Source organism: Streptomyces inhibens (assembly GCF_022221585.1).
Taxonomy (GTDB): Bacteria; Actinomycetota; Actinomycetes; order Streptomycetales; family Streptomycetaceae; genus Streptomyces; species Streptomyces inhibens.
Genome location: NZ_CP084681.1, coordinates 3,222,702 through 3,238,528, shown reverse-complemented (window position 1 = coordinate 3,238,528; position 15,827 = coordinate 3,222,702). Strand labels below are relative to the sequence as shown.

The window sequence follows — 15,827 nt, the reverse complement described above, 5'->3', positions numbered from 1 at the left end:
ACAGGTTAGCCGTGGCGCTGGTCAGCGCACGACGGTGCCGGGCGGTGCGCCCAGCATGCCCAGCTCCGGACGGGTCGGCGCGCCCTCCCAGTCACCGCGGGACGCGACCGCGAAGGCGCCAGTGGTGACGGCGCGCTCAAGGCGTCCGGCCGGTCCTTCGCCGTCCAGCAGGGCGGAGAGATAGCCCGCCACAAAGGCATCGCCGGCCCCCACGGCGTCCACGGCCCGTACCGACTTGGCGGGCTGGTGGTACAGACAGCCGTCGTCGGTGAAGGCCGTCGCCCCGTCCGCGCCGAGTTTGACCACCACCTCGCCGACGCCGAGGTCCAGAAGGAGCTTGGCCTGGGCCGCGAGGGGGGTGGTGGCGGCACGGGGGGTGGCGGCTGCTTGGCCTCTGCCTGGGCCGTCCCCGCCTCTGCCGCCTTCGCCTGGGCCGTCCCCGCCTGTGCCCTTCCCGCCGGTGCGGCCCCCGCCCGTGCCTTCCTGGCCTGTGCCGTGTCTGGCTGTGCTGTCCCCGCCCGTGCCCTCCCGGCCCGTGCCCTCCCGGCCCGTGCTGTCCCCACCTGTGCTGTCCCCGCCCGTGCTGTCCCCACCCGTGCCCTCCCGGCCCGTGCTGTCCCCACCTGTGCTGTCCCCGCCCGTGCTGTCCCCACCCATGCCCTCCCGGCCCGTGCCCTTCTGGTCGTTTCCCTCCCGGCCCATGGCTCCGGGCAGGCACAGCGGTAGTTCGTCATCGGAGGCGATCAAGACGTCCACGGAGGGAATCCACTCGCGCAGGACCGTGGCGGCCTCCTCGGCGGTCCACAGCCGAGCGCGGAAGTTGACGTCGAGGCAGGTCAATGAGCCGTGCCGACGGGCGAGTTGGAGGGCCCGACGAGCCGCCGAGCGGGCCGTCGGGCTCAAGGCCGGGGTGATGCCCGTCAGGTGCAGGACGCGGGGTGGGGCGACAGAGAAGGCGCGTTCGATCGTGTCTGCCGTGAGCCGCGAACCGGCCGATCCGGCGCGATAGTAGTGCACCCGGGTGACCTCGGGTAGCCGCGGCTCGAAGAGGAGCAGCCCGGTGGGGGCACCGGCGTCGGGCGAGGCGCCGGACACCTCGACGCCCTCGGCACGCAACGTACGGAGCACCAGCTGTCCGGCCTCGTCCTCGCCGACCGCGCCCGCCCAGCGCACCTCGTGCCCAAGGCGGGCCAGGCCGATCGCGACATTGCTCTCCGCGCCGGCGATGGAGACGTTCATGGTGCCACCGAGCTTCAGGGGGCCGCTGCCGCGCAGGGCGACCATGGTCTCGCCGAAGGTGAAGACGTCCGGGCGGCCCGGTTGCCCGGGAAGGCGGGGATGGCGGGGATGGCGAGGGGCGGCCCCGGGACGAGAGGCCGAGCCACCTTGTTGTGCCTCGCCGCCTCGTTGCGCTTCCTCGCTTCGCTGCGCGGTCTCGCCTGGTCGCATCTCCGCACCCCGTTGCGCGCCCCCGTCCCCGGCAGCCGCCCGTCCCGTCACCGTGCGCACACCGCCTTGAACTCCGCGGCCCGCTTCCTCAGCCCGTCCAGATCGCCGCCGTCCGCCGCGTCACCGACCAGCGGTGAGCCGACGCCCACCGCCACCGCTCCGGCGTCGAAGTACGCCTGGGCAACGGCCGTGTCCACCCCGCCCACCGGCACGAACGGCAGCTCGGGGAAGGGACCGCGGAGCGCCCGCAGATACGCGGGCCCGCCGGCCGACGCCGGGAACAGCTTCAGCGCCGACACCCCCAACGCCTCGGCCGCGATCACCTCGGACGGCGTCATCACCCCCGCGAGCGTCGGCAGCCCCTGGCGTACGGACTCCTCCAGACCTGCCCCCAGGCCGGGCGTGACGATGAGATTCGCCCCGGCCTCGGCGGCGCGCCGGGCGTCGTCGCCGGTCAGGACGGTGCCCGCGCCGAGCCAGGCCGCATCGCCGAGCTCGGCACGCGCCCGGCGGATGACGGTGAGCGCGTCGGCTCCGCTGAGCGAGATCTCGATCAGCGGAATGTCTGCCTCCACGAGTGCCATGACCGTGCGGAAGGACGCCTCCGGGTCCCGGCCGCGGATGATGGCGACCAGCCGCTCGGTCCGGAGCGCTGTGCTGAAGTCCATGGCGTTTCCTGCTTTCTCCTGCTCCCCGCAAGCGTGTGTACAGCGCGGGCGGGGCGTTCGGGCACGCGGGTGGTGTCTTCGATTATTCCGGCCGGGCCGGCAGGCGTGCTGGGTGCATTGCGTGATTCGACCGCGCCGTTGTGTCCATGACCTGCCTGTTCGTCGTAGATCACCCGGTCAGCGGCCGGAATCCAGGGAGCAGCGGCCATTAACCACCGACCAGCGGCCACTAACCACCAGCCACTAACCACCAGCCACCAGCCACCGGGCACCGGCCGCCGTCCCGCCCGTCACCATTCGGCGAACCCCCCGTCCTCATAGCGCCACACCGGGTTCCGCCACGCATGCCCCCGCTCGTCCGCCGCCCGTACGGCTGCCTCGTCCACTTCCACACCGAGCCCCGGGCGGTCGGTCCGCAGCAGCGAACCGCCATGGAAACGGAAGGGCTCCGGATCCGCGACATAGTCCAGCAGCTCGGCATCCTGGTTGTAGTGGATGCCGATGGACTGCTCCTGGATGAGGAAGTTCGGGGTGGTGAACGCGACTTGGAGGCTGGCGGCCAGTGCGACCGGGCCGAGCGGGCAGTGCGGGGCGAGCTGCGCCCCGTATACCTCCGCGAGTGCGGCGATCCGGCGCAGCTCGGAGATGCCGCCCGCATGCGAGATATCCGGCTGGAGGATCGCGACACCGGCTTGCAGCGGAGTCAGGAACTCTCGCCGGGTGAAGAGACGTTCACCGAGTGCGAGAGGGATGTTGGAGGCGTTGGCGAGGTCGGGGAGGGCTTGCATGTAGTCGGACAGCACGGGCTCCTCGACGAACATCGGCGCGTGCTCGGCCAACAGGGGGAGGAGTCTGCGGGCGTTGGCGGGGGAGACCCGGCCGTGGAAGTCGAGGCCGAAGTCCCGGTCCTCGCCGAGGACTTCGCGTGCCGTCTCGGCGCGGCGCAGACATTCCCGTACCTCGGCGCGGGTCGCCACCGGGCTCATCCGGCCGCAGCCGTTCATCTTGACGGCGGTGAAGCCCGCCTCGATCTGCGCGGTGACCGCGTCGCGGATCGCCTGCGGCTCATCGCCGCCGACCCATGCGTAGGCGCGGATCTTCTCCCGGACCGGCCCGCCCAGCAGCTGATGGACGGGTACGCCGTGCCGCTTCCCCTTGATGTCCCACAGCGCCTGGTCCAGGCCGGCGACGGCGGACGACAGGACGGGGCCGCCCCGGTAGAAGCCGCCCTTGGTCATGACCTGCCAGTGGTCCTCGATGCGCGCCGGATCCTGGCCGAGGAGGTACTCGGCCAGCACCTCAACGGCCGCCCGGACCGGTTCGGCCCGCCCTTCGACCACCGGCTCACCCCAGCCGACGACGCCCTCATCGGTCTCCACCCGTACGAACATCCAGCGCGGCGGGGCGAGGAACGTCTCGATGCGGCTGATCTTCATGACCGGTCCGTCCTTTCGGCGTGGGGCGTACGGCGTAAAGGCGTGCTGCGTGCCTCGGGTTCGTGGGCGTGCGTCGGGCTCGTGCGTGGCGGGCTCGTGCGCGGTGTTCTGCCCGCCGAAGCCGTCACGAATGCCGAGGTGATCGTGAACGCCGACGTCATCGCCCGTACGCCGCTACGACCCTCACCCCCCACACGCACACCGCACACCTTTACGCGGCCTCGTCCTACGCCCTTGCTCTACAACCCCGCCCCGTACTTGCCACCCGCCCCATGCCCCCGCCCTACGGATGCGCCCGAGCCGACACATCCAGCAATTCGAGCATCGACATATACGCGCCGTCGACATCCCGGTTCCGTACGGCCTCGACGACCGCGGCGTGCACCGCATGCGGGTCCATGAACTCGCCGCCGGTGGACAGCACCTCTTGGTCCCGTTGGACGAGTACGGGAACGATCACCCGGTGCATCTGCGCGTAGAAGCGATTGTTCGACGCGATCAGCATCGCCGTGTGGAAGGACGCGTCGGCGCGTACGAGACGTACCGGATCGTTGTCGCTCGCGGCCATCGCGCGCAGCGCGGCGTCCAGCTCCGCCAGGTCGTGATCGGTACGGCGCTCCGCGGCGAGTGCGGCCGCGGCGGGCTCGATGGATCGGCGCAGTTCGAGGACGTCGGCGAAGAAATCGGACGAGACGCCGGCCGCCAGCTTCCAGTGCAGCACATCGCTGTCGAGGAGATTCCACTCTTCCCGCGGACGGACGAATGTGCCGCGCTGCTGGCTGGTGTCGAGGAGGCCCTTGGTGGTCAGCACCCTGACCACCTCACGGAGGACGGTCTGGCTGACGTCCAGCTCCTTCATCAGCTCCGGCATGACCAGGCTGTCGCCCTCACTGTAGGTGCCGTTGAAGATCCGCTTGGCAAGCTCTTCGACCGCCACGCTGTGCACCCCGTGTCCCGAATGGGGGGTGTGGGTCCCCGACCGGCTCATGGTGCTGTTCTCCCTGCTCCCCCTCCGTGCCCCGTCCGTCCGCCCCGTCCGCCCCGTCTGCCCGTCCGCCGGTCCGCCGGTCCGCCCGCACTCCAGTCGTCAGGGCGTACTGGATCATCGTCGTCAGGGTGTACCGGGTCAGTCGTCAGGGCGTACCGAGCACCCCAATCCCACCTCGGTACGCCCTGACATCCACCCGCCCCGGCTCACGACTCCTTGCCGCGGGTTCTTCCGCTGCCCGTTCTTCCGCCACTGGTTCCGGTCCCGCTCCTGGATCCCGTTCCGGTGCCGATACGGCCACGGGTCCTGTCCCCGCTGGTGCCGGGGCCGAACGAACCGAGCCCACCGTGGCTCTGGCCCTGCACTCTGATGCGTGATAGCTGCCGGCGGGCCGTCATGCCGGACACGGGATGCAACTGCCCGCGGTCGAACTGTTCAGCTTCCTCCGGGTGTCGGGCGCGCCAGTACGGGTTGTCGTGCGGAAGGCCGCCGCTGACCCTTCCGTACATCCCGAACACCAGGAGCATCAGCCCAACCACGAAGCTGAACAGGACGTTCTGGATCTTGAAGGCGAGGAAGTTCGCGCCGGTGTCCAACAGCGCCAGATTCACGAATCCGCTCAGCAGGAACAAGCCGCTGAACACGATGTTGAGGGTCGAGGCGAAGTTCCCGCCGATCACCATGCCGCCGAAGAGAATCGCGCCGACGACGATCGAGAGCACGCTCAGGGCGCCGTTGGTGTTCAGTCCGGCAACGGTGTCGCCGCCGGTGTCGAAGTAGCCGATGTGGTGGGTCAGTCCGAGGATGCCGAATGCGACCAGCACCAGACCCATCAGCCCGGCACCGATGCGGTAGACCTTGCTGAGCCGGTGGTCCACAGGCAGATGCTCATCGAGCCGCGTGTGGTGCACCTTCACCCGGTGGAGCGGGTTCGAGGGCCCGTGCAGGATCTGGCCAGTAGCCCCAGTAGCCATGTCCGGCCTCCTTCGCGCAGATATGCCGCCTGGCCGTACTTCTCTCCAGGATCCGCCCACGTGGCACTTCACGCCATCGCGCCCGGTGCTTCATGCCGTCGCGCCCGGTGTTTCACGGCAACGCGCCCGACTACTTCACGGCATCGCGCCCGGTCGGCCCGTCGTGGTTGACCCTCGTGGTTGACCGGCCGACCACGACGGGGCGCGTCCGGGGCCGACCGTGACCCGGTCCGGCGTCCAGCCACCGCCTGGTCCGGCACCCGGTCCCCACACGCGCGCCACCAAAGCCCCGAACCTCAGCCGACCGCCGGCGCTCGCCTAATCACCCCGAGCTTCCCGCCGCTCAGCCCTGTCGCCGCTCAGCCCCCGTTACCCGCCCCGCCCCGAGCCTCCCGGATCTCCTGCACCACCCGGGCCACCGTCTGCCTTACCGCCTCGGTCTCCATCAGGAAGTGCCACCAGTCCGGATGCCGCCCCTCCAGGCCCGCGACCGCACGGTCCAGTCGCGCCACCGCATCATCCAGGGGGCGGGCATGCCGCGGATCGGGCGTGCTGCGCCCGGCCATCGCCAGCCGCTGCGCGTCCCGGACGGCGAAGCGCGTCCGCTCGACCTCCTTCTCCCGGTCGAACGACACCGCATCGAGCCGCTGCAGCCGGTCACCGGCCGCCGACACCGCCTCGTCGGTGGTGTCCAGCAGCGCCCGTACGGTCGCCAGCCGGCTCGTGGCATCCGCCCACCGCTGCTCGTCACGGGCCTGCTGCGCCTCCCGCAGCTTGACCTCGGCCTGCTGGACGGCCTGCGCGGCCTGCTCCGGTACCTGCTGGAGGTCCTGCCAGCACGCCGCGCTGTAGCGCCGCCGCAGCTCGCTGAGGACCGGATCGACCTTCCCGGCGCGTGTCGTGATCGCCTGCGCCCGGGTCCGCAAGGACACCAGCCGCTTGTCGACCTCCGCCGCCTTCGCCGGCAGCCGCTCGGCCTCGGTCCGTACGCCCTCGGCCTCGCGCAGCACCTCGTCGGCGCGCCGGATCGTCTCCTGTACGCCATGCTGCCCGGCGCCCTGATTGAGCTTGGTCAGCTCCGGCCCGAGCGCCGCCAGCCGGGTCGCAAGATCATCGGCCCGAAGCCCCTGCGCACGGACCGTATCCAGTGCGTTGCTCGCCGCCAGCAGCGCCTGCCGCGCCCGCTCCACGGCCGGCGCCAGTTGCGCCAGCTGCGTGTCGGCCGACTGCAGCAGCGGTCCCAGCCCCTGCGCGAACCGGTCGAGCTCACTCTTGACCCGGTCCAGCTCCTCCTTGGCCCGCGTCAGATCGGCCCGCGCCCGCGCCACCGCGGCGCCGTCGAGATCGTCACGGTCCAGATCGTGGGAGTCGACGGCGGTGATGTATCCCTGGCTCACCTCGTCGATCCGCCGCCCGAAGCCCTCGTAATCCGCCGCGGCCTTGCGCGCCTGCGGCGAATTGTCGACGGCGGTGATCGTCTCTATGGAGATCCGCAGGTCCCGCTGCGCGGTGTCCAGCTCGTAGAACGCCGCCGCCGCGGCATCCTTCGCGGCCTGCGCATCGGCCCGCTGACTCTCCCCGCGCCCGAACCAGCGACGCGTCCCGCCACCTGCGAACGACATCGGTGCCATCGCCACCAACAGCGGCAACGGCAGCAACATGAGCCCCACCACATCCCGGACCGGGCCCCTGCGGGCGCGACGGCGTTCTCGCTGCTCATGCGGCTGCGTGTATGTCGCCGTCACTTCCCTCTCCCGATCGGATCGCCCCAGGGCCGAATGTCATTCTCCCACTCACCGGAAACGAACACACCGGCCGGTAAGTTCGCACTTCGAGCACTGGTTTGCAGATCAGCCCCGATGGCAAGGTAGTCTGTCGGCTCGGCCAGGGCGCATAGCTCAGCGGTAGAGCGCTGCTCTTACAAAGCAGATGTCGGCGGTTCAAATCCGTCTGTGCCCACAAACCACGCAAAACGACAAAGGCCCAGGTCATCCGGTGTGAACTCGGATGCCTGGGCCTTTGATCATGTCCGGGCGCACATGGCCCACCGGCGGCTCCAGGCACTCACGCCCCACATTCCAAGCTGCCCCCGCTCTGCTACGCCCTGTCTCGCTCGGCCGCCGGATCCCCTCGCCCACATGATCCACAATCGCGCGATCACGCCCCCGGCATGCCACACGTGGCTCACCCCGCGCCACCCCTTACCGGTATCGGTGCCGTGCCGTGCCGTGCCGTCGCAGTCCAGCCGGCACCGCTTGCCCCTGGCACGGCCGCGAGCATCAGCAACGCGTCGTAACCCGGCACGCCTCCGCTCACGCTCACGCCTGCTCACGCTCGCGACGTCTGCGCACGCTCACGCCTGTCCCGCCTTCCGGCAAAGCAGCATGAGCACCCACTGGATAGTGGCATTAGCCACTTGGCCCGCAATCGTTTCGGTCCACAGAGCCAAAGCCCTCTACCCGATCGGATACCCCTGCTCGAACGCCCAACGGCCGGGCGGATACGTCGCCTCGACAAACTCCAGAGGGTGATCCTTCATGTCATGGACGACGTGATGGACGATCAGCACCGCGGACCCCGGCTCCAACTCCAGGTCGGCGGCCTCATCCTCCGTGGCGAGGCGAGCGCACATCCGGTCCTCGGCGTAGCTTCCCTGACGTCCGGTCATGTTCTCGACGTACATCAGTGTCCCCTCCTGGATCCACTCAGGATCTCGGAGCTTCGGCGCACGGTCGCCCACGTCGGGACCGAACCAGGAGGTGGAGACGGTGATCGGCCCGGAGTCGTTCCTGGCGACCCGCCGACGGTGCACCGCACGGGCGCCGGCCGGCAGATTCAGCGACTCCGCCACGTAATCCGGCGCCTCCATCCAGCCCACCGACGTGATCACCGCGTACTCGCCCGGCGTGTGGATCTTTCCGGTCCGCTTGGCCCGCCCGTACACCTCACGGCCGCGGCGGTTGACCGCCAGGCCCCGCACGTAAGTGCCCGACCCCTGCCGTTTGTCGACCAGCCCCTGGTGCCTCAGCGTCTCCAGCGAGCGCGCGGTCGTCGGACGCGACACACCCCAGTCCGCCGCCAGTTGACGCTCCGACGGCACTTCATCGCCAGGCCGCAAGTCGCCCCGCAGGATCTGATCGCGGATGTGGTGCGCGATCTGAAGGTACTTGGGCCGAGTCTCCTCGATCTTCGGCATCCGTTCCCCCCTTCCCTAAGTGGCTATTACCTCTAGCCACTATAGAGCGAGTGGCTAATACAGCAGCCCGTACGCTGACGCATGTGACGCGCTTGATCGTTGCAGCAGGAGGAGGCGGTGACGCCGTCGCCGCTGCGATGCTGGACGCCGCCCTCTACAGCGGCGAGACTCCGGCGCTGGTCCTCACCTACGCATGGGATCGCCTCCTGGTCGACCCGATTCCGGGGCCAAGAGGGCCGGCCAACTTCACCGGCCTCCGCCCCCTCACCCGAAGCGTCCAGACCGTTCCAGCCCACGCAACACCGATCGCTCCCGCAGGCTCCACGCTTCCCGGACTGGCCGCAGAGCTCCCGCAGACCTTCGCCCTCATCGACCCACACCACGGCGCCGAGGGCATCATTCGCCAACTCGAAGAGCTCGTCCAGTACTTGGAACCGGACTCCGTCGACCTCCTGGACGTCGGCGGCGACATCCTCGCCCAGGGCGACGAACCCACGCTCCGCAGCCCGCTCGCCGACGCCCTCACCCTCGCTGCGTGCTGCGAACTCAACTTCCCCGTACGCCTCCTGGTCGCCGGCCCCGGCCTCGACGGCGAACTCCCCGTCGGCGTCCTGCACGACCGCCTGGGCCCCGTTGCCCTGACACTCACCGCCGAGCACGTCCAGCCGGTCAGCTCAGTACTGGAATGGCACCCCTCCGAAGCCGCCGCCATGCTGGCCGCCACGGCACGAGGCGCCCGCGGCCTGTGCGAAGTGCGAGATGCCGGCCTACCGGTCCCACTCACCGACGAGGGCCCCGCCGTGCACGAGGCCGACCTCGACGAAGCCCTCAACCGCAACCAGCTCGCCCGAGCCATCCTCGCAACGGAGAACTTGCACGAAGTCGAGCAGTACAGCCGCGAAATCTGCGGCTTCTCCGAAATCGACTACGAACGCCACAAGGCCAGCTGGCTCGGCACCCAGCCCACCCCAAAGCTCGACCAGGAAGCCGTACTCCACCAACTCATCGACTTCGAGTCCGACGCCCAGCGCCGCGGAATCACCCACACAACATTCCGTCGACTCACCGAAGCCTTCGGCCTCAGCGGCACCCAACGCCAGGACCTCAGAGCACTATTGCTCAGCATCCGCCCTGAGCAGTATGAGGCCCCGCTCTGGCGAATCACGCAGGCGTAGAACCCATGTCGACCTCCGTGATAGCTCTCCTGCTCTCCTTGTCGCTGTTGTAGGCGTCATAGGACCCCTCACCTCAGGGCTTCGCATGCCCACCACTGCACCCGCCGCAGCCCCAGACCAGGGGATGCAGGTGCGGCGAGTAGGAAGAGATGCGAGCCTGAAGTGGGGCGGAAGCGGTGAGCGGTTTCCGTGACGGCGCACTGTCGAATGCGCCATAAGTCTTGGTTCAAAACGGATGAGCGGCCCGGATTCTGATACGTGACTGAGGGGGAGCTATCTGCTGCCGTGATGTGGTTGAGCCCGGCATGGGCGCTCCGCTCACTTTCTCGCCGGTGGACCAAGACAGCTCTGGCTCCAAATCGTTCCACCGGCTTTCACTTCACGCCGGCCCCGACTAGATAGTCAATGTCTGATCCTCAAGAGCGCGGACGAGCATCGACGATTCGGCGACAGCAGCTCGACCGGTCTCCTTCGCTGCCTTGAGGCGTCGCCTCCACCAGAACCGCGATCTTTGCGGATGCCACAGAGCTTCGTGGACCAAGTCGGTAGCTCGTTGAGCCCGCGCAGTAGTTCAACCTCCACCCCGCCACCGTATTCGGGATCCGGACACTTCTCCCAGCTCCGGCGACTTTCGAGGTAGAGAGCTGTCCTGGTCTTCACATACCAGTGCGAGATCTCCCGAGGAACACCAGCGATCATTGCGGCCGCTTCAAAAGCGTGCTGTGCGGAGCGAAGGCGACCCCACTCCTCTTGTACGCCCTCTGACCAGACCGCCTCTTCCAACGCCGCCATAGCACCCCGGGCCGATGCACGAGCCTGACGACGTTCGGGGCCAGCGCTCACATACTGGGTCACGATTCCGCCTACGCTACCGGCACCGAGAAGTGGTAGAAGTGCGACGAGATCGGCCATCCGGCGAACGTAGCAGCGAGGAGCCGTAGGGCGTGGCCGTTTCTCATACTGGGTCGTCCCAGGGCTGAAGCTGCCCGACCGAGGACGGACACGCCCGCAGCCAGCCCGCCGTCCAGCGAGAAGCCAGCGAGCCAAGAGTTATCGGACGACGCGGGCCCGGAGCCGAGTGGGAATGCCATATGTACGCGCCCAGGCACGAATGTACTTCTCTACCGAAAGCGTAGTGCTGTCCGCCCAGTCAGCGTCTGGTGCATCACGGTGGTATTCCCTAAGGACCTGCGGCGGAATACTCGGATCCTCTTCCAAACACGCGAAGGCCTCACGCATACCACGTTGCTGCTCCACGACCCCGCGAAGCCGCCCAAAATCGATAGCATCAGCATCAATCAAGCTGGAATCGGAAAGGGCGATGTGCTCACCTGTATCCATCTCGATAACGGCAAGCAGAGCGAGATCCCGGACCGCTCCAGGAAACCCGTTATCGGTTGTCCTGCAGTCAGCGCAACTACGGCCAACGGTCAGCGACTCCAGGCATCTGAGTGAGCAGTTCGGAGAGGACCCAGCAACGGAATGCCCCTAGGGCGTGTATCGGAAGTAGATCTTGGTCGTGAGATGATCTCGGTTCGTGGCACGTGGAGATCTGACGGACGAGCAATGGGCGGTGCTGGAGCCGCTGTTGCCGAAGGGCAGGAAGCCCGGCCGGCCACCGATATGGACACGGCGGCAGCTGATCGACGGCATGCGGTTCCGGGTCCGTACCGGCATCCCATGGCGGGACATGCCCGAGGAGTACGGGCCGTGGGGCCGGGTGTACGACCTGTTCCGCCGCTGGCAGCGCAACGGCATCTGGCATCGCATCTTCACCCAACTCCAGGCCCAGGCCGACGCGAAGGGCCTGATCACTTGGGACCTTTAACGTCGACTCCACTGTCTGCCGGGCTCACCAGCACGCCGCCAGAGCCAGGGAAAGGGGGATCTGTAGAAGGAGCCGCCCGGCGGCGTCGCCGTCGAGCCTGATGACCACGGGCTCGGGCGCTCGCGCGGTGGCCTGACTACCAAACTGCATCTGGCGGTCGAGCAGGGGCAGAAGCCCATGTCCATCCTGGTCACTGCCGGGCAGCGCGGGGACTCCCCGCAGTTCGAGGCTGTCCTGGGCCGTGTCAGGGTGCCGCGACTGGGTCCGGGGAGACCGCGCACCAGGCCGCGGCGGGTGCGCGCCGACAAAGCGTATGCCTCCCGCAAGAATCGCTCCCACCTGTGTAGACGTGGCATCCGCTGCACCATCCCGGACAAGGCCGACCAGGCCCGCAACCGGAAGAAACTCGGCTCCCGCGGCGGCCGTCCGCCGCAGTTCGGCCCGGAGGACTACAAGGCTCGGCATGCCGTCGAATGCGGCATCAATCGCCTCAAAAGGCACCGAGCCGTGGTCACGCGCTACGACAAGCTCGCGGTCCGCTATGAGGCGACCGTCCTCGTAGCGGCCATCAATGAGTGGCTGTGACCAGCACCATTCGAGCCACGCCCTAGGTGTATGGGCCTGTGAGCTCGACTTACCGCTTACCGCTTACCGGTTGCTGTTCAGGTGCTCCTGCCGCGTTGTGATCCGGGTTCGCTTGCGGGCGCGGGTGAGCCGTCGGTGGGCGCGGTGGCAGAGCCCGAGGCTGAAGCGCCTGCGAGGTACTGGGTGAGTAGGGCGCGGCAGACCGGGACGAGTGTCGTATCGGATAGGCCCCGCTTGGGCACGACGACGGAGGGTTTGCCCGAGTGGTCCAGGAGGACGAACTGCCGGCTGGACTCCCGGAACTTGCCGAACTGTGACCATGCGTGGGTGCAGGACAGCCCCTCCGTGCGGAGCGTCAAAGCTTCCGGTCCGATCTCTTCCTCGTGTGCCTGCTGCAGCTTCGGCGAGCGCTGCCAGATCGCGCGTGCCTTACGGCGAAGACCCCTGCGGGAGGAGAAGGCAAACGCTCTTAGGGCATAGTTCCCGAAGGACAGCGCGAGGAACAGCGCAGGCAGCAATGTGTCCCACGTCGGTTCGACGGTGCCCAGCCACACCACGAAGCACAGCAGCAGGAGAATGGCGACCGCGTTGCGTACCGCCTGGTTCCGTAGACGCCGCCGTTCGGGGGAGCCGGCCAGCAACTCGAGGAGGTCGTCGATCTCCGGGACATACCTCAGCGTCAGTGTCTGCTGCATCATCCCCCTGCCGTCCACATGTGAGCCCGCGCATCATAGTTGTTGATGCGGGAGCGTTCGGAGTCGCTGCCCTCTCTAGGCGTGCGCTGGCTCCCGCCCCTCAGACGGGAGTCTCTGGAAGTGCGCTGGACGTAGCGGTGCCGGGTGCGGGCGCCGAGGGGCGGCGCCTCGCCCACTGCGTATCCGTGAGGTCTCCACGCGCCACGATCATCACGTATCCAAGATCTACTTCCGATACACGCCCTAGCTCGGGGCGGAGTGGCACATGCCGGATGCGTGCCAGATGGTGCGGGGAACGACGAGGAATGCCGGGACGCGAAAGCTGACGACCAACCGAACACCGACGTCCCTCTACCGCAGGCCGACTGGGCAACAAGCCAAGACATCGGGCGGATGTAGCGGCAGGCGGGGTGGCCGGCGAAGAGATGTGAGAGAGGGTCGCAGCGGGTGACCGCCCCCTCGCCGCTCTGACCTGGGCGTCCCAGGCGGTCTGCCACACTGGATGCACCATGTCTGCATGCGGGGAACTTGCTTATTCCTAGGCCTAGTTGGCAGAGAGCAGGCCACTGTGTGCGTAGGCGATTTCGGTTGCAGGGAGGGGCAGGTATGCACGATGACACTCTCACCAGACCTGACCGACTCTGGCTCGCGAGTGAGGTCTTGTCGCGTCCGAGTCCGGTCCCCGGCACGGCAGGGGTGTATGGGTGGCACTTCGAGGAGGCCCCCTTCCCGGACCTTCCAGCCGACCAACTCCTCTACGTGGGCATCGCGCCGCGCCATATGACATCTCGGACCAGCATGCAGAACCTGCGCAAGCGGGTGCGGTATCACTTCCGTGGCAACGCCTATGGCTCCACACTGCGGCTGACTCTTGGGTGTCTACTCGGCTTGGAGTTGCGACGTGTCGGCAGTGGCAAGCGCATGACCTTCGCCAAGGCCGGGGAGGCCGTTCTCAGTCAGTGGATGGCGCGGCATGCCCGAGTGTGCTGGCTGGAGCATCCGGAGCCGTGGACTGTGGAGTCGGGCCTTATCGCTCGCCTGGACCTGCCTCTGAATCTCGACCGGAACCGGCACAACGCGTTTCACCCTCGTCTGACGGAGATGCGCGCCCAAGCTCGGCAGCGGGCCGGAGAGCTGCCCGTCACCACGTGATCGGGCTGACTTCTGGTAATGGCGGCTGACATCGCCCAGTGGCTCAAGGGCCCGCGACGAGGCGGATGATGCCGGCGAGTGTCACCTAGGGCCTGTCTGTTGGGTCGCTTGGTCCAGAGGAAGATTGCTGCGATGTACAGGCCGGCTTGGTAGATGCGGGCGGTCTTGTCGCCCTTCCAGGACCCGTACTCCGGCGGAAGGCGCCGCCATTGCGCGCCGGTCTGGTACTTCCATGCGATCGCGGCGATCAGCTGCCGGTGATCGCGCCACCGGCCGCCGTGGCGCGGCGACCGGTCAGGGAGCAACGGCTCGATCCACGCGCACTGGGCATCCGTCAACGGCGCATCCGTCAACGGCGCATCCGTCAACGGCACATCCGCGCAACGATCAGACGATCTTTACAGACACATTCAGGCACCGCCTCGGATGTGTCACGAGGCGCGCGGCAGCGCGAGCCAGTCCTGCCAGGTAATGTCGCGGCCCAGATAACGGGGCTGCTGGAAGGGCCAGTCGGCGGCGATCCACTGCGGCACCAGCGCGTCGATCGCGCGCTCCACCTCGCCGCCGGCGAGGTCGTCCACCACCCACCACGAGACCTCTCCGTCGGAGCCGGTGCGCTCGGGCGGGTCGATGTAGACGCAGCCGAGGATCGCCGTCTCCTCCTCGTCCAGCAGCGCGTAGTTGAACGACTGGTGCGCGGCTATCTCCTTCTCGTGCCGCAGCAAGTCGATGCGGTCCTCTTCATAGGTCATCGTCTCCTTGGGCCAAGCCCAGGCCGGGCCGAAGATCTCCCACAAGCGCTCTCGGGAGCCCATCACGGCGGGGTAGTCGAGCGCGGTGTCCGCTTCCCGGATCGGCCGCAGGTGAAGCGCGGTGTTGGGCACGGGCACGTAGACGGGGTGGACGAAGTCGTCAGGCAGCCAACTCATAAGGACCGAGGCTACAACCGGTCGGCGCGGGATGATCCAGGCGGCGCGGGCGCCAGGGCGGACGACCACCGGGCTTCGACAAGACCGCCCGCATCCACCAAGCCGGCCTGTCCATCGCAGCAATCTTCCTCTGGACCAAGTGACCCAACAGGCAGGCCCCAGCTCGTGCCCAAAAGGGGCGTCGGCCACGGTCACGCCGGTGCGAACAGCCAATGTTCGACCTCGTCAGGGCACACGTGACGGTTGAGGTGATCGCTTTCCTCCTCGGCCCAGCGACCCAACAGTGAGCAGTGGCGCTGATAGGTCTCGGCCGGCCAAGCCCCCTTGCTGGACAACGAGGCCCACCCACAACGCGTGTGGAGTGTGTGCGCGACTCGGCTGTCGAGGATGACACACGCGTGGGTCGGCGAAGCGAACCTGAGTGCCTGCTCGAGCCGGCTGCGGTCAAGGCGGAGTTTGGACCCGCTGCCCCATGCGAGGACGTGCCACAGAAAGCGGAGGCTGTCCTTATCGCTTCCAAGATGCTTGGCGAGCTCGAAGAGGTGGGCACGGCTGATGATTGTCTGCCCGGAACTGCCAGTGTCTCCGCCGATGGGGCCGCCGGGCAGGTTCCGGTCTGTGAGAGCTGTGTTCCACCGGACCGCGGGAACAGCGACCGAGTGGGCGTGGACGCGAGCTGTGCGCGGTGCTGTGAGGGCACTGCGGTACACGCGAGGTGGGCCGTGAGGTCCGCGGACCCCGGCTGGTTTGAG

General features: G+C 68.1%; 13 protein-coding genes, 1 tRNA gene and 1 pseudogene. 4 read left to right on the top strand and 11 right to left on the bottom strand.

Annotated elements, in window-relative coordinates; all coding sequences use genetic code 11:
* Window positions 1-21: 21 nt before the first annotated feature.
* The 6 genes from KI385_RS14940 to KI385_RS14915 form a co-directional block, all read right to left on the bottom strand.
* Window positions 22-1,284: a sugar kinase gene (locus KI385_RS14940; protein ID WP_238572704.1), complete on the bottom strand. Its 1,263-nt coding sequence runs from the start codon at window positions 1,282-1,284 to the stop codon at window positions 22-24.
* 212 nt (window positions 1,285-1,496) lie between these two features.
* Entirely contained in the window at window positions 1,497-2,117 is a 621-nt protein-coding gene (locus KI385_RS14935) for a bifunctional 4-hydroxy-2-oxoglutarate aldolase/2-dehydro-3-deoxy-phosphogluconate aldolase (protein ID WP_238572703.1), read from the bottom strand.
* A 290-nt stretch (window positions 2,118-2,407) separates the two neighbouring features.
* Complete coding sequence (gene dgoD, locus KI385_RS14930) at window positions 2,408-3,553, bottom strand: galactonate dehydratase (RefSeq protein WP_238572702.1); 1,146 nt, start codon at window positions 3,551-3,553, stop codon at window positions 2,408-2,410.
* A gap of 283 nt (window positions 3,554-3,836) precedes the next feature.
* Window positions 3,837-4,541, bottom strand: coding sequence for a FadR/GntR family transcriptional regulator (locus KI385_RS14925; protein ID WP_238572701.1), 705 nt, complete (start codon window positions 4,539-4,541; stop codon window positions 3,837-3,839).
* 206 nt (window positions 4,542-4,747) lie between these two features.
* Window positions 4,748-5,515, bottom strand: a complete 768-nt coding sequence (locus KI385_RS14920; RefSeq protein ID WP_238572700.1) for a DUF4383 domain-containing protein — start codon at window positions 5,513-5,515, stop codon at window positions 4,748-4,750.
* Between the two features lie 359 nt (window positions 5,516-5,874).
* Window positions 5,875-7,260: a coiled-coil domain-containing protein gene (locus tag KI385_RS14915; RefSeq protein ID WP_342593453.1), complete on the bottom strand. Its 1,386-nt coding sequence runs from the start codon at window positions 7,258-7,260 to the stop codon at window positions 5,875-5,877.
* 142 nt (window positions 7,261-7,402) lie between these two features.
* On the opposite strand from KI385_RS14915, the gene KI385_RS14910 reads away from it, so the two are divergent.
* A tRNA-Val gene (locus KI385_RS14910) sits at window positions 7,403-7,474 on the top strand.
* A 496-nt stretch (window positions 7,475-7,970) separates the two neighbouring features.
* Here the strand turns inward: KI385_RS14910 and KI385_RS14905 are convergent.
* A complete protein-coding gene (locus KI385_RS14905) occupies window positions 7,971-8,711 on the bottom strand; it encodes a GntR family transcriptional regulator (protein ID WP_238572698.1) in 741 nt (246 codons plus the stop codon).
* A 137-nt stretch (window positions 8,712-8,848) separates the two neighbouring features.
* Here KI385_RS14905 and KI385_RS14900 point away from each other — a divergent pair, with 137 nt between their 5' ends.
* Together KI385_RS14900 and KI385_RS14895 are read left to right on the top strand one after the other, a co-directional pair.
* Window positions 8,849-9,886, top strand: a complete 1,038-nt coding sequence (locus KI385_RS14900; RefSeq protein ID WP_238577698.1) for a DUF1152 domain-containing protein — start codon at window positions 8,849-8,851, stop codon at window positions 9,884-9,886.
* Between the two features lie 1,537 nt (window positions 9,887-11,423).
* Window positions 11,424-12,299: pseudogene (locus tag KI385_RS14895) on the top strand (IS5 family transposase).
* A 77-nt stretch (window positions 12,300-12,376) separates the two neighbouring features.
* Here KI385_RS14895 and KI385_RS14890 read toward each other — a convergent pair.
* Entirely contained in the window at window positions 12,377-12,997 is a 621-nt protein-coding gene (locus KI385_RS14890; RefSeq protein WP_238572697.1) for a YcxB family protein, read from the bottom strand.
* Window positions 12,998-13,600: 603 nt separating this feature from the next.
* Here KI385_RS14890 and KI385_RS44200 point away from each other — a divergent pair.
* On the top strand, window positions 13,601-14,146 hold the full coding sequence (locus KI385_RS44200; RefSeq protein ID WP_342593452.1) for a GIY-YIG nuclease family protein: 546 nt from the start codon (window positions 13,601-13,603) through the stop codon (window positions 14,144-14,146).
* Here the strand turns inward: KI385_RS44200 and KI385_RS44590 are convergent.
* The 3 genes from KI385_RS44590 to KI385_RS44195 form a co-directional block, all read right to left on the bottom strand.
* The gene (locus KI385_RS44590; protein ID WP_425356912.1) at window positions 14,077-14,520 is read right to left on the bottom strand and encodes a transposase; all 444 of its coding nucleotides are present in this window, start codon (window positions 14,518-14,520) and stop codon (window positions 14,077-14,079) included. The genes KI385_RS44200 and KI385_RS44590 overlap by 70 nt on opposite strands.
* A gap of 57 nt (window positions 14,521-14,577) precedes the next feature.
* Window positions 14,578-15,075, bottom strand: a complete 498-nt coding sequence (locus KI385_RS14880) for a GNAT family N-acetyltransferase (RefSeq protein WP_238572695.1) — start codon at window positions 15,073-15,075, stop codon at window positions 14,578-14,580.
* Between the two features lie 191 nt (window positions 15,076-15,266).
* On the bottom strand, window positions 15,267-15,785 hold the full coding sequence (locus tag KI385_RS44195; protein WP_342593451.1) for an 8-oxoguanine DNA glycosylase OGG fold protein: 519 nt from the start codon (window positions 15,783-15,785) through the stop codon (window positions 15,267-15,269).
* Window positions 15,786-15,827 lie beyond the last annotated feature (42 nt).

Bases quoted from the DNA above. Each gene is read 5' to 3' on its own strand.
- KI385_RS14940 (WP_238572704.1), bottom strand. From the start codon at position 1,284: ATGGTCGCCCTGCGCGGCAGCGGCCCCCTGAAGCTCGGTGGCACCATG.
- KI385_RS14935 (WP_238572703.1), bottom strand. From the start codon at position 2,117: ATGGACTTCAGCACAGCGCTCCGGACCGAGCGGCTGGTCGCCATCATC.
- dgoD (WP_238572702.1), bottom strand. From the start codon at position 3,553: ATGAAGATCAGCCGCATCGAGACGTTCCTCGCCCCGCCGCGCTGGATG.
- KI385_RS14925 (WP_238572701.1), bottom strand. From the start codon at position 4,541: ATGAGCCGGTCGGGGACCCACACCCCCCATTCGGGACACGGGGTGCAC.
- KI385_RS14920 (WP_238572700.1), bottom strand. From the start codon at position 5,515: ATGGCTACTGGGGCTACTGGCCAGATCCTGCACGGGCCCTCGAACCCG.
- KI385_RS14905 (WP_238572698.1), bottom strand. From the start codon at position 8,711: ATGCCGAAGATCGAGGAGACTCGGCCCAAGTACCTTCAGATCGCGCAC.
- KI385_RS14900 (WP_238577698.1), top strand. From the start codon at position 8,849: ATGCTGGACGCCGCCCTCTACAGCGGCGAGACTCCGGCGCTGGTCCTC.
- KI385_RS14890 (WP_238572697.1), bottom strand. From the start codon at position 12,997: ATGATGCAGCAGACACTGACGCTGAGGTATGTCCCGGAGATCGACGAC.
- KI385_RS44200 (WP_342593452.1), top strand. From the start codon at position 13,601: ATGCACGATGACACTCTCACCAGACCTGACCGACTCTGGCTCGCGAGT.
- KI385_RS14880 (WP_238572695.1), bottom strand. From the start codon at position 15,075: ATGAGTTGGCTGCCTGACGACTTCGTCCACCCCGTCTACGTGCCCGTG.